Here is a 12,717-nt window from a genome sequence, read left to right as displayed (position 1 = left end):
CACCTCCCGGAGTCGTACCGCACTGTCACCATCGCCGCGTGCTGCTCGCCGACGTCGTCGCCGCCTCCGCGGCCGTGGCCGCCACCCGCTCGCGCACCGCCAAGGCGCAGGCCATCGCCGGGGCGCTGCGCGCGGCCGGGCCGGACGAGGCCGGGCCGGTGGCCGCGTGGCTGGCCGGCGAGCTGCCGCAGGGCCGGGTCGGCGTCGGCTGGCGCACGCTGGCGCGGACCGCCCCGCCGGCCGCGGCCGCGCCGTCGCTGACCGTCGCGGCGGTCGACCGCGCGCTCACCGCGCTGGCCGGCACGGCCGGCAGCGGCTCGGCCGCCCGCCGCGAGGCGCTGCTGACCGAGCTGCTCACCGCCGCCACCGCCGACGAGCAGCACCTCCTCGTCCGGCTGCTGGGCGGCGAGCTGCGGCAGGGCGCGCTGGAGGGCGTGGTGCTGGACGCGATCGCCGCCGCGGCCGGCGTCCCGGCACCGGCGGTCCGGCGGGCGATGATGCTGGCCGGCCGGCTCGACGAGACCGCCGTCCTCGCCCTCGGCGGCGGGGAGGACGCCCTCGCCGCGGTCGGGCTGCGGGTGGGCCGCCCGGTGCGGCCGATGCTGGCCAGCCCCGGCTCCTCCCTCGACGCCGCGCTCGCCGACCTCGGCCCCGCGGTCACCGTGGAGCACAAGCTCGACGGCGCCCGCATCCAGGTGCACCGCGACGGCGACGACGTCCGGGTGTGGACCCGCACGCTGCGCGAGGTCACCGGCGGCGTGCCGGAGCTGGTCGAGCGGGTCCGCGCGCTGCCCTGCCGCACCGCCGTCCTCGACGGCGAGACCCTCGCCCTCGACGACGACGGCCGCCCGCGCGCCTTCCAGGACACGATGAGCCGCTTCGGCAGCGACGGCGTCGACACCTCCGAGGACGCGGCCGTGCTGCTGAGCCCGTTCCTGTTCGACGTGCTGCACCTCGACGGCCGCGACCTGCTCGACGAGCCGCTCGACGTCCGCCTCGACGCGCTGGCCGGCCTGCTCGCCGACGACGCGCACGCCCCGCTGCGCATGCCCGGGGTCCGCCGGCCGACGCCGGAGCAGGCGGCCGCGGTGCTCGACGACGCGCTGTCCGCCGGGCACGAGGGCGTGGTGGTCAAGGCGCTGGACGCCCCGTACGCCGCCGGCCGGCGCGGCCGCGCGTGGCAGAAGGTCAAGCCGGTGCACACCCTCGACCTCGTCGTCCTCGCCGCCGAGTGGGGGTACGGCCGGCGCACCGGCACGCTGTCCAACATCTGGCTCGGCGCCCGCGACCCCGACGGCGGCGAGCCGGTGATGGTCGGCAAGACGTTCAAGGGCATGACCGACGAGCTGCTGGACTGGCAGACCCGCACCTTCCCCGCGCTCGCCCGCGCCGAGCACCCGTGGGGCGTGGAGCTGCGGCCCGAGCTCGTCGTCGAGGTCGCGCTCGACGGCGCCCAGCGCAGCCCGCGCTACCCCGGCGGGCTGGCGCTGCGCTTCGCCCGGGTGCTCCGCTACCGGCCGGACAAGACCCCGGGCCAGGCCGACGACCTCGACGCGGTGCGCGCCCTGCTCGCCGGCGGCTGAGCCCGCTCCCGCCCGGGTGGTTCACTGCTCGCGGTCGGTCGGGCGGGCGGAACGGGGGCGGGCGTGGCACAGCCGGTCGGCGGGGGTCCGGTCCCCGGTGGGCTGGTCGCCCTGCTCGACGTCGCGGAGGCCGCACCCGGCCGGTTCCGCGGCGCGGCGCGCGGCGTGCCGGCCGACCGGGCGTTCGGCGGCGCGGTGGTCGCCCAGGCGCTGCTCGCGGCCACGGCGACCGTCCCGGACGACCGGGCGGTGCACTCGCTGCACGCCTACTTCGTCCGCGCCGGCGACCCGGCCGCGCCCACCGACCTGCAGGTCACCCGGGTGCGCGACGGCGGCAGCTACACCACCCGGGAGGTCGCCGCCGTCCAGCACGGGGAGACGGTCCTGGTGCTGACGGCGTCCTTCGCCCGGCCCGAGACCGGCCCCGAGCACCAGGTGCCCACCCTGGACGCCCCGCCGCCGGAGTCCCTGGCCGCGCCGGCCGACGCGGCGGCCGGCGCCCCCGCCTCCGTCCTCGCCTGGCTGACCTGGCTGGACGCGCGGCACCCGTTCGACTTCCGGTTCGACGGCGGGCCGCCCCGGATCGCCGCCGGCCGGGGCGAGCCCGCGCCGCCGCGGCAGCGCTTCTGGTTCCGCTCCCGCGAGGCGCTCCCGGACGACCCGCGGCTGCACGCCTGCGCGCTCGCCTACGCCACCGACATGCTGCTGCTCGCCGTCGCGGTCGCCCCGCACGCGGCGGTCATCGGCGACCCCGGCCTCGTGACGGCGAGCCTCGACCACGCCGTCTGGTTCCACGGCCCGGCCCGCGCCGACACCTGGCTGTGCTTCGAGCAGGAGAGCGCCTGGTCCGCGGGCGGCCGGGCGCTCTGCTCCGGGCGGGTGTTCGACCGCGAGGGGCGGCTGGTGCTCACCGTCGTCCAGGAGGGCGTGCTCCGCCGCCGCCGGGCCTGAGCGGCCCCCAGCGGCAGGCGCCCGGGCGCGCGTCCCCCCGTCCCGGGGTGGCATCTGCTGTGATGGGTGGCACAGCGGTTCGCACGCCCCGCGGAGGTGCCGATGGCCGGCTGCCCGGCGAGCGCCCCCGCGCTCACCCGACCGGGTGGGGATCCCGTGTCCGCCCTGTCGCGGCGGGGCCCCGCTGCCGATGGGGAGTCGTGACCAGTCTCGCCGTCCGTCCGGACGCCGGCGCCGTGCCCGGGGGCTCCCCGCGGCCGCCGGACCCGCTCGCGGTCCTGCTCACGACGCTCGACGAGCTGGAGACCCTCGCCCGCTTCGACTCCGAGGCCGCCGCGGAGCGCGCCGGCGCCGCCGCGGGGACCGCCCGCGAGCTCGGCCGCCCCGACCTCGAGCAGCGGGCGCGGCTGGTGGCCGCCGACCTGCTGCGGCGGCGCGGCTCGGTGGCCGAGGGCGGGCGGATCGCGCAGGAGGTGCACCGCTGGGCCACCGAGGCCCGGTCCCGGCACCTGCTCGCCCGCAGCTCCTTCGTCCTCACCGCGGTGTTCCAGGAGCTCGGCGACCTCGCCGGCGCGCTCGAGCACGCCGTGCAGGGCGTCGACCTGCTCGACGACGACGCGCTCCCGGCCCTGCGCATCGACCACCTGGTCCGGCTGGCCGACGTCCTGGGCCTGTCCCGCGACCCCGCCGCGCCCGAGCGCTACGCCAGCGTCCTCCGGCTGGCCGAGGACCTCGGCGACGTCGACCGCCAGCTGCGCATCCTCAACAACCGCGCCTACACCGACACCCTCGCCGGCCGGTTCGCCGACGCGCTGCGGTTCAGCAGCCGGCTGCAGGAGCTGGCCGCCGCGCACGGCGTCCCGCTCGACGTCGGCCGCCTGGACACCGTCGCCCGCGCCCTCATGGGCCTGGACCGGCTGGACGAGGCCGAGGAGGCGCTGCTGCCGGGCCTGGCGCCGGAGGTGCTCGACAGCTCCCACGACGGCGACGCCGGGGCCGACTACCTCCTCACCCTCGCCGAGGTGCAGCGCCGCCGCGGCGCCGTCGACGCCGCCCAGCGCACCCTCGACGAGTGCGTGCGCCGCTGCCGGCAGCACGGGCTGACCTCCATCCGGGTGCGCGCCCGGGCCGAGCAGGCCGAGCTGCACGCGGCCGCCGGCGACCACCGCGCCGCCTTCGAGGAGCACAAGCGCTACTGCGCCGAGCTGATGGAGCAGCAGTCCGCCCAGCGCGAGTCCCGCGCCCGCGCGCTGCAGGCCATGTACGAGACCACCGAGGCCCGCCGGCAGAGCCGCCGCTGGCGCGAGCTGTCCCTGCGCGACCCGCTCACCGGCCTGCACAACCGCCGGCACGTCGACGACGAGCTGCCGCGGATGCTGGCCGACGGCGCGCTGGTGTGGGTGGCGCTGCTGGACCTGGACCACTTCAAGCGGGTCAACGACACCTGCTCGCACGCCGTCGGCGACGAGGTGCTGCGCACCGTCGCGGGCATCGTGCAGGACCTCCCGGCCCCGGGCACCGCCTCGCTGGTCGCCCGCCTGGGCGGCGAGGAGTTCCTCGTCGTCCTCGCCGGCGCCGACGCCGCGGCCGCGGCCCGGTACCTGGAGGACGTCCGCAGCGCCGTGGCCGCCCACGCGTGGGGCCCGCTCACCGGGGACCTGCCGGTGACCGTGAGCGTCGGCGCCGCCAGCACCAGCGAGGTGCCCGACCGGACGCCCGCGCAGCTGCTCGGCCGCGCCGACGCCCGCCTCTACCGCGCCAAGCGCGAGGGCCGCGACCGCGTCGTCGTCGGCGACTGACGCCCGGGCGGATCCGCGGGACGGTGCGCGCCCCACGCCGCACTCCGGCGTGACGGACGCGGCGCCGGCGCACACGGTCGACGCCGGACCGGCCGCGGGGCACGCTGACGGGGTGACGACCGACCCGACGCCGATCAGCCGCTTCCCCGTCGCCGACCCCGCCGACCTGCCGCCGGACCTGGCCGGGCGCCACGCGGAGGTGGCGGAGAAGTCGGGGTTCCTGCCCAACGTCTTCGCGGCGCTGGCCTGGCGGCCGGCCGAGGAGCGGGCGTTCCTCGCCATGCACGACGCGCTGATGGACAAGGACACCCCGGGCCTGTCGACCGGCGAGCGCGAGCTGGTCGTGGTCGCCACCAGCGCGGCCAACGACTGCGCGTACTGCGTGGTGGCGCACGGCGCGATCGCGCGCATCCGCACCCGCGACCCGTACCTGGCCGACCTGGTCGCCGTCGACTGGCGCAAGGCCCCGCTCGACGACCGGGTGCGCGCCGTCCTCGACGTCGCCGTCCGGCTGGCCACCGACCCCGCCGCCGTCACCGCCGCCGACCTCGACCGGCTGCGCGCGCACGGCCTGACCGAGGACGACGTCTGGGACGTGGGCGCGATCACCGCCTTCTTCGCGCTGTCCAACCGGCTCGCGCACTTCGCCGCGATCCCGCCCAACCCCGAGTTCCACCTCATGGGCCGGCTCCCCCGGTGACCGCGCGCGGGCCGACTACCGTGGGCCCGTGACCAGCGCGGACAGCGGGACCGACGACCCGTCGGGCATCGCCGACGCCGACTTCGACCGGCTGGTCGTCCTGGTCCGCACGCTGCTCGACGTCCCCACCGCGCTGGTGACCCTCGTGGAGCCCGACCGCCAGGTGTTCCCCGGCGCGGTCGGCCTCCCGCCCGAGTGGCAGGCCCGCCGCAGCACCCCGCTGAGCCACTCGTTCTGCCAGTACGTGCGGGTCACCGCACAGCCGCTGGTGGTCCGCGACGCCCGCGAGGTGGAGGTCCTGGCCGGCAACCGGGCGATCGACGACCTCGGGGTGGTCGCCTACTGCGGGGTGCCGCTGGTCGGCCCGGACGGCGACGTCGTGGGCGCGGTCTGCGCCATCGACTCCCGCCCCCGCGACTGGACCGGCACCGACGTCGCGGTGCTCACCCAGGTCGCGGGGCTGGCCGCCTCCGAGCTGCGGCTGCGCGCGCTGACCCGCGACGCCGAGACCGCCCGGCGCGCCGCGGAGCGGATCAGCGAGCAGACCCGGCTGCTGCTGCGGTTCGCCGAGACGCTGGCCGACGCGGTCACCCTCGACGACGTCGCCGCGGCCGTGACCGGCGCCGCCGCCGAGGCGCTGGGCACCTCGCGGACCTGCCTGGCGCTCGTCGACCCCGCGACCCGCCGGCTGCGGCCGGTGCCCGGCTCCGCGGACGGCTCCCCCGAGGACGACTCCGCCTCCGTCGCGCTGGGCGCCGAGGTCCCGCCGGCGGTCGCGCTGGCCACCGGGCGCGCGGTGTTCCTCCCCGACCCCGCCACCACCGCCGAACGCTTCCCGCACGCGCGGCCCCCGCGGCCGGCCGGGGCGTCGGCGCACCTGCCGCTGCCGGTCGCCGGCGCGCTGCCCGGCACGCTGAGCCTGGCCTGGGACGAGCCGCACGCGTTCGGCCCGGTCGAGCAGGGCCTGGTCCTCGCCCTCGCCCAGTACACCGCCCAGGCCGTCGGCCGCGCGGTGCTGCTCGCCCGGCAGGAGTCGGTGGCCACCACGCTGCAGCGCGCGCTGCTCGGCGAGCTGCCCGCCCCGGACGGGCTGGAGCTGGCCGCCCGCTACCTGCCCAGCAGCGCCGGCGCGCAGGTCGGCGGGGACTGGTGGGACGCCTTCGACGACTCCGACGGCGCCACGGTGCTGGTCATCGGCGACGTCAACGGCCACGACGTCGCCGCCGCGGCCACCATGGGCCAGCTGCGGGCGATGCTGCGCGGCTTCGCCTTCGAGGGCGGCGAGCCGCCGGCCCGGGCGCTGGACCGGCTCGACGCCGCCGTCGCCGGCCTGCGCACCGGCGCCCTGGCCACCGCGCTGGTCAGCCGGGTCGACCTCGGCGACGACGGCGGCCGGGTGCTGTCCTGGAGCAACGCCGGGCACCCGCCGCCGCTGCTGCGGCACGCCGACGGCCGCGTCGAGGTGCTCGCCTCTCCCCCCGACCTGCTCGTGGGCCTGGACGCCACCCGGGCGCGGGGCACCCACCGCATCGCCCTGGAGCCGGGCAGCACGGTGCTGCTCTACACCGACGGCCTGGTCGAGCGCCGCCGCACCGACCTCGACGACGGCATCGCCCAGCTCACCGCCGCCGTCGCGGCGGACGGCGCCGGCTCGCTGGACGACCTGCTCGACCGGCTGCTGGAGGGCGTCCGGGGCTCCACCGACGACGACGTCGCGCTGCTCGCCGTCCGCGTGCGGTGACCGCGGACGGGCGTCCGCGACCCCGCCACGCCGCCGGGTGACCGGAACGCCGGCGGGCCCGCGCCGGACCGGCCCGACCGGGGCGGGCAGGATCGACGCCGTGCCCGCCCCCGGTACCCCCCTCGCACGGCTCGGCTTCCTCACCATCGGCCTGTTCGACCCCGCCGACCCGGCCGCGGGTCACGAGACGACGCTGCGGACGGTCGAGCTCGGCGAGCGGCTGGGCTTCGACAGTGCCTGGCTGCGCCACCGGCACCTGCAGTACGGCATCTCCTCGCCGGTCGCCGTCCTCGCCGCGGCCACGCAGCGGACGTCGCGGATCGAGCTCGGCACCGCGGTCACCCCGCTCGGCTGGGAGAACCCGCTGCGGCTGGCCGAGGACCTCGCCACCGTCGACGTCCTCTCCGGCGGCCGGCTCAACCCCGGGGTCAGCGTCGGCCCGCCGATGCACTGGGACGACGTCAGGGCCGCGCTCTACCCCGACACCGCCGACGTCGAGGACTTCTCCTACACCCGGGTGGAGCGGCTGCTGCGGCTGGTCGCCGGGGAGCCCGCGGCGTCGTTCGCGGGCCGCGAGGGCGTCGTCGAGGAGTGGTCGGACCGGGTGCAGCCGCACTCCCCCGGCCTGCGCGACCGGCTCTGGTACGGCGGGGCGAGCACCCGCTCGGCGCAGTGGGCCGGGCAGGCGGGCGTGCACTTCCTGACCAGCAGCGTGGTCCGCGCCGAGGGCGGCTCCACCGACTTCGCGCAGATCCAGGCGGACCAGGTGCGTGCCTTCCGCGAGGCGAACCCCACCGGGCGGGTGTCGCAGGGGCTGGTCGTCATCCCGACCGACGGTGCCACGGCCGAGCAGCGGGAGCGGTACGCCGCCTACGTCGAGGCCCGCAGCCCGCGGGTGGGGGTCCCCCAGGGCCCGGGGAGGCTGCTGTTCGCCCGCGACCTGCTCGGCACCTCGGAGCAGATCGCCGAGGCCCTGTACGCGCACGCCGGCTTCCGCGAGGTCACCGAGGTGGTGTTCGCGCTGCCGTTCAGCTTCGCCGAGGCCGACTACGAGCAGATCCTCACCGACACCGCCGAGCGCCTCGGCCCGCTGCTCGGCTGGTCCCCGGCGGCCTGAGCGGTCAGCGCGGCACGGACACCGACCACGCGGCCGGGACCACCCGCCAGGTGCGCGCGCCCACCGGCGGCAGCAGGTCGCCGTCGGCGTCCAGCCCGGCCGGCCCGCCGCTCACGGTGACCTCCCGCCCGCGGACGAGGACGACGTCGTCGCGGGCGGGGTGCCGCCCGGCGAGCAGCGCGACGGCGAACGCGGCCCGCGCGGCGGGACCGGTGGCCGCGCTGACCACGACGTCGGCCAGGCCGTCGCCGGGGTCGGCGCCCGGCGCGAGCGCCGTCCCGCCGCCGATGGTGGGCCCGTTGCACACGCCGACCACGAGCAGCGGCGTCCCCCCGTCGGCCGCCCAGCCGGCGGGCGCGGTGACGACGGCGCCGTCGACGGTCACCCGCAGCCGGTGGTCCGCGCCGGCGATCCCGGCCACGGCCGCGCCGACGGGGTAGGCGAGCGCGCCGAACCGGTCCTTGAGCCCTGCGGCCTCGTCCGCGGCGCGGACGCCGATCCCGGCGTGCACCGCGTTGACGACCACGCCCCCGGCGTCGTCGCGCAGCAGGTCCAGCGGGCGCGGGGCGCCGTCGAGGACGCAGTGGGCGGCGGCGGCCGGGTCGTCGGGCAGCCCGAGCGCGCCGGCCAGGTCGTTGCCGGTGCCGAGTGGCACGACGCCGAGCGGGTCGGCGGGATCGAGGGCGCCGGCGCGGTCCAGCGCGGCGACGACCGCGTGCACCGAGCCGTCGCCGCCGGCGACGACCAGCCGGCGCCCGTCCCGCCCGGCGAGCACCCGGTCGAGGTCGCCCGCGTCCGCGGTCGCCGCGACCTCCACGTCGGCGCCGGCGCGCAGCACCTCCAGCGCCGGGTCCAGCGCGTCGGCGCTCCCGGCCGATCCGTTCACCACCAGCAGCAGCCGCACGGGGAGCACCCTCCCAGCCCGCGCGCGCCCCGGCCGCCAGCGGGCAGGATCGGCACCGTGACGAGTGACGCCGACGCCGTGGTCGCGGGCCTGCGCTCGCGCGGCAGCCTGAAGTGGACCCGCTACCCCGACGCGCTCGGCGCCTGGGTGGCCGAGTCCGACCTGGGCACCGCGCCCGCGGTGACCGCCGCGCTGCAGGACGCCGTCGCCCGCGGCCTGTTCGGCTACCTGCCCGACTGGCTCGCCGACGACGTGGCGCGGGCGACCGCCGGCTTCCTGCGCGACCGGCACGGCTGGGAGGTGCCGCCGGAGCGGGTCCGGCCGATGGCCGACGTCCTGGCCGGGCTGTCCGCGGCCATCACCCACCTGTCCCGGCCCGGCTCGCCGGTGGTCCTGCCCACCCCGGCCTACATGCCCTTCCTGGAGGTGCCGCCGGCGCTGGGCCGGGAGGTGCTCGAGGTGCCGATGGCCCGCGACGGCGACCGGTTCGTCTACGACCTCGACGCGCTCGACGCCGCCTTCCGCGCCGGCGGGCACCTACTGGTGCTGTGCAACCCGCACAACCCGATCGGCCGGGTGCTCGAGCCCGCGGAGATGCTCGCCGTCGCCGAGGTGGTCGACCGGCACGGCGGCCGGGTGTTCTCCGACGAGGTGCACGCGCCGCTGGTCTTCCCCGGCTCCCGGCACGTGCCCTACGCGTCGCTGTCGGACACCACCGCCGCGCACACCCTCACCGCCACCAGCGCGTCCAAGGCGTGGGATCTCGCCGGCCTCAAGTGCGCGCAGCTGCTGCTCTCGAACGACGCCGACGCCGAGCTGTGGGCGCGGGTCGGGCACGGGGTGGAGCACGGCTGCTCGACGCTCGGCGCGGTCGCCAACACCGCCGCCTACCGGGACGGCGTCGGCTGGCTGGAGGAGACGATCGCCGTCCTCGACCGGCACCGCCGGCTGCTCGCCGACCTGGTCGCCTCGCACCTGCCCGGGGTCCGGTACCGCCCGCCGGAGGGCACCTACCTGGCCTGGCTGGAGGGCCTCCCGGCCGACGCCCCGGGCGACCTGCTGCTCGAGCGGGCCGGGGTGGCGGTGGTCGACGGCGCCCGCTGCGGCGAGGCCGGCCGCGGCGCGGTGCGGCTGAACCTGGCCACGCCCGAGCCGGTGCTCACCGCGATCGTCGAGCGGATGGCGGGCGTGCTGCGCTGACCGGTCAGCTGCGGGTGTCGGCCTCCACGGCCTCGAACGCCTTGCGGGCGGCGATGAGCACCGGGTCCCACACCGGCGCGAACGGCGGCGCGTAGGACAGGTCCAGCGACAGGACCTCGTCGACGGTCATCTCGTTCCAGATGCAGATGGCCAGCGCGTCGACCCGCTTGGCCGCGCCCTCCTCGCCGACCACCTGGGCGCCGAGCAGCCGGCCGCTGCGCCGCTCGGCGATCATCTTGACCCGGATCGGGGACGCGTTGGGCATGTAGCCGGCGGTGGTGGTGGAGTCGACGGCGGCGGTGACGAAGGAGTAGCCGGCGTCCTCGGCCTCCCTCTCCGACAGCCCGGTGCGCGCGGCCTCCACCGTGCAGATCTTGGTGATCGCCGTCCCGATGACGCCGGGGAAGGTGGCGTAGCCGCCGCCGACGTTGATCCCGGCCACCCGGCCCTGCTTGTTGGCGTGCGTGCCGAGCGCGACGACGACCCGCTGTTTCGACAGCCGGTGCACCGACTCCACGCAGTCGCCGGCCGCCCACACGCCGGGCACCTGGGTCCGCATCCGCTGGTCGACGGCGACGCCGCCGGAGGTGCCGAGCGGGATGCCCGCCTCCTTCGCCAGCCGCACGTTCGGCCGCACCCCGAGGCCGAGGACGACGAGGTCGGCGGGCAGCTCGCGGCCGCTCTCGGTGACCACCGCGCGCGCCCGCCCGCCGCGGTCGACGTCGATGCCCGCGACGCCGTCGCACAGGACCAGCTCGACTCCCTCGCTGCGGATGCCGTCGGCGATGAACCGGCCGACGTCGGGGTCGAAGGTGCCCACCGGGGTGGCCGACTTGTCGACGACGGTGACCTCGAGCCCGCGCATCCGGCACGCCTCGGCGATCTCCAGGCCGATGTAGCCGCCGCCGACGACGACCACCTTCCGCACGCGGCCGCTGTCGAGCTCGGCGCGCAGCGCGACGCCGTCGTCGAGGACCTGGACGCCGTAGACGCCCTCGGCGTCGATGCCCTCGACCGGCGGGCGCATCGGCACGCTGCCGGTGGCGTAGACGAGGTCGTCGTAGGGCTCGGTGCCCTCGGTGCCGGCGTCGAGGTCGCGCCAGTGGACGACGCCCTTGTCGGTGTCGATGCCGACGACCTCCGTGCGCATGCGGACGTCGATGCCGGCCGCCCGGTGCTGCTCGGGCGTGCGGGCGACCAGCCGGGCCTCGCTGTCGACGGTGCCGGAGATCCAGTACGGGATGCCGCAGGCGGAGTAGGAGGTCGCGCGGCCGCGCTCGAACATCACGACCTCGAGGTCGGGCTGCCGCTTCCGGGCCTGGGACGCCGCGCTGCCGCCGGCGGCGTCCCCTCCGATGACGACGAGACGACGGGTGCTCACCCCGGCAGGCTAGGACTCAGCGGCCCTCCAGGCTCACCGCGACGGTGGCGGCGAGTTCGCGGACCGCCTCGAGGTCGTCCTTCGTGGGGGCGCCGGTGAGCGACAGGGGTGCCGCGACCTGCTTCCACCGGAGCGCGCCGGTGATCGTGCCGATCGCCCTGAGCGCGCCGGCGGTGTCGTCGCCGCCGTGCACCCAGACGCCGAAGGGCAGGCCGACGGTGGCGTCCAGGCACGGGTAGTAGACGGTGTCGAAGAAGTGCTTGAGCGCCCCGCTCATGTAGCCGATGTTGGCCGGGGTGCCGAGCAGGACGCCGTCGGCGGCGAGCAGGTCCGCGGGCCCGGCCGACAGCGCCGGCCGCTCGACCAGCTCGGTCTCCTCGACCATCGCCACGCCCTCGCGGGCCGCCTCGAGCACCGTCTGCAGGTTGGGCGAGGGCGTGTGGTGGACGACGAGCAGCCGCGGCATGCCGCCATCGTGCCCCGGCGGTCCGCGGACGCCGCCCGTCGTCGACCCGTGGCGGTCTCGACGGCGCCGGGACCGCCACAGGTCGACTCGGCGCGCGGCGTCAGGATCGGGACGTGCTCGAGGGGTCACCCGGGACGCCGACTTCCCCGGCTTCCGGCGCGTCCGACCCGTTCGGCAACCGCCTGGAGTTCCTGCAACGCGCCTGACCGCACCGCCGCTCCGTGGGCGGGCCGCCCCGCGGCTGACGCCGGTCCGGCAGGATCGCGGCCATGGCGGACAACCCCCGGATCGGGCCGATCGAGCGGACCACGAAGCGGTCGTGGGACGAGTGGCTCCGCTTCCTGGACTCCGTCGGCGCGAAGGACCTGGACCACCGGGCGATCGCGCTGCACGTCTACGAGGAGCTCGGCGACGGCTTCGAGCAGCGCGGCTGGTGGACCCAGTCGGTGACGGTCGCCTACGAGCACCACATCGGCCGCCGCGTCCCGGGCCAGCGCTCCGACGGCACCTTCCAGACCAGCGTCAGCCGGGCCACGCCGCTCGGCATGACCGAGCTGATGGAGCGCTGGCGGTCGTTCGCCGACGGCGACGCGGCCGTGCAGGAGATCGTCGCCGGGTCCGACGTGCGGGTCAGCGGCACCGACCGGCGCATCACCTGGCGGACGAGGGCGGCCGACGGCACCTCCGTCGTCGTCACCAGCGAGCCGAAGAGGAACGGGACGGCGTCGCTCGTGGCGACGCAGATGGGCCTGCCCACGCCCGAGGCCAACGAGGCGGCCCGCACGCGGTGGACGGGGATCGCCGAGCGGTTCCTGGCGGGTGCGCAGCCGGGACGCTGACCCGAGGAGGCGGCATCCGGGGTGTGGCCGGACGCC

General features: G+C 77.6%; 11 protein-coding genes. 8 read left to right on the top strand and 3 right to left on the bottom strand.

Features of this window, described 5'->3' with window-relative positions; all coding sequences use genetic code 11:
* The first annotated feature begins 38 nt into the window (after positions 1-38).
* The 6 genes from ACI79Z_RS07050 (at position 39) to ACI79Z_RS07025 (ending at position 7,891) form a co-directional block, all read left to right on the top strand.
* The gene (locus tag ACI79Z_RS07050; protein ID WP_456902163.1) at positions 39-1,583 is read left to right on the top strand and encodes an ATP-dependent DNA ligase; all 1,545 of its coding nucleotides are present in this window, start codon (positions 39-41) and stop codon (positions 1,581-1,583) included.
* Between the two features lie 63 nt (positions 1,584-1,646).
* Entirely contained in the window at positions 1,647-2,534 is an 888-nt protein-coding gene (locus ACI79Z_RS07045; protein ID WP_456902162.1) for an acyl-CoA thioesterase, read from the top strand.
* Positions 2,535-2,734: 200 nt separating this feature from the next.
* A complete protein-coding gene (locus tag ACI79Z_RS07040) occupies positions 2,735-4,333 on the top strand; it encodes a GGDEF domain-containing protein (protein ID WP_456902161.1) in 1,599 nt (532 codons plus the stop codon).
* A gap of 112 nt (positions 4,334-4,445) precedes the next feature.
* A complete protein-coding gene (locus ACI79Z_RS07035; protein WP_456902160.1) occupies positions 4,446-5,033 on the top strand; it encodes a peroxidase-related enzyme in 588 nt (195 codons plus the stop codon).
* Between the two features lie 28 nt (positions 5,034-5,061).
* Positions 5,062-6,774: a GAF domain-containing SpoIIE family protein phosphatase gene (locus tag ACI79Z_RS07030; protein ID WP_387993108.1), complete on the top strand. Its 1,713-nt coding sequence runs from the start codon at positions 5,062-5,064 to the stop codon at positions 6,772-6,774.
* Between the two features lie 100 nt (positions 6,775-6,874).
* Complete coding sequence (locus ACI79Z_RS07025; protein WP_456902159.1) at positions 6,875-7,891, top strand: LLM class flavin-dependent oxidoreductase; 1,017 nt, start codon at positions 6,875-6,877, stop codon at positions 7,889-7,891.
* Positions 7,892-7,895: 4 nt separating this feature from the next.
* Here ACI79Z_RS07025 and ACI79Z_RS07020 read toward each other — a convergent pair whose 3' ends face one another.
* Positions 7,896-8,795 (bottom strand): diacylglycerol/lipid kinase family protein, encoded by a 900-nt coding sequence (locus tag ACI79Z_RS07020; protein ID WP_387993114.1) that lies wholly within the window; start codon positions 8,793-8,795, stop codon positions 7,896-7,898.
* 57 nt (positions 8,796-8,852) lie between these two features.
* Between ACI79Z_RS07020 and ACI79Z_RS07015 the strand changes: the two genes are divergently transcribed.
* Entirely contained in the window at positions 8,853-9,995 is a 1,143-nt protein-coding gene (locus ACI79Z_RS07015) for a MalY/PatB family protein (protein WP_387993117.1), read from the top strand.
* A gap of 4 nt (positions 9,996-9,999) precedes the next feature.
* Here ACI79Z_RS07015 and ACI79Z_RS07010 read toward each other — a convergent pair whose 3' ends face one another.
* Positions 10,000-11,376, bottom strand: coding sequence for an FAD-dependent oxidoreductase (locus ACI79Z_RS07010; RefSeq protein WP_456902158.1), 1,377 nt, complete (start codon positions 11,374-11,376; stop codon positions 10,000-10,002).
* A gap of 16 nt (positions 11,377-11,392) precedes the next feature.
* On the bottom strand, positions 11,393-11,842 hold the full coding sequence (locus tag ACI79Z_RS07005; RefSeq protein ID WP_387993123.1) for a flavodoxin family protein: 450 nt from the start codon (positions 11,840-11,842) through the stop codon (positions 11,393-11,395).
* Between the two features lie 269 nt (positions 11,843-12,111).
* On the opposite strand from ACI79Z_RS07005, the gene ACI79Z_RS07000 reads away from it, so the two are divergent.
* On the top strand, positions 12,112-12,681 hold the full coding sequence (locus ACI79Z_RS07000) for a hypothetical protein (RefSeq protein WP_456902157.1): 570 nt from the start codon (positions 12,112-12,114) through the stop codon (positions 12,679-12,681).
* Positions 12,682-12,717: the final 36 nt, after the last annotated feature.

The organism is Geodermatophilus sp. SYSU D00663 (assembly GCF_054050655.1).
The sequence above is the reverse complement of the archived record's forward strand: the minus strand, read 5'-3'. Positions and strand labels throughout refer to the sequence as shown.

Coding starts and splice junctions, on each gene's coding strand:
- ACI79Z_RS07005 (WP_387993123.1), bottom strand. CDS start 11,842: ATGCCGCGGCTGCTCGTCGTCCACCACACGCCCTCGCCCAACCTGCAG.
- ACI79Z_RS07000 (WP_456902157.1), top strand. CDS start 12,112: ATGGCGGACAACCCCCGGATCGGGCCGATCGAGCGGACCACGAAGCGG.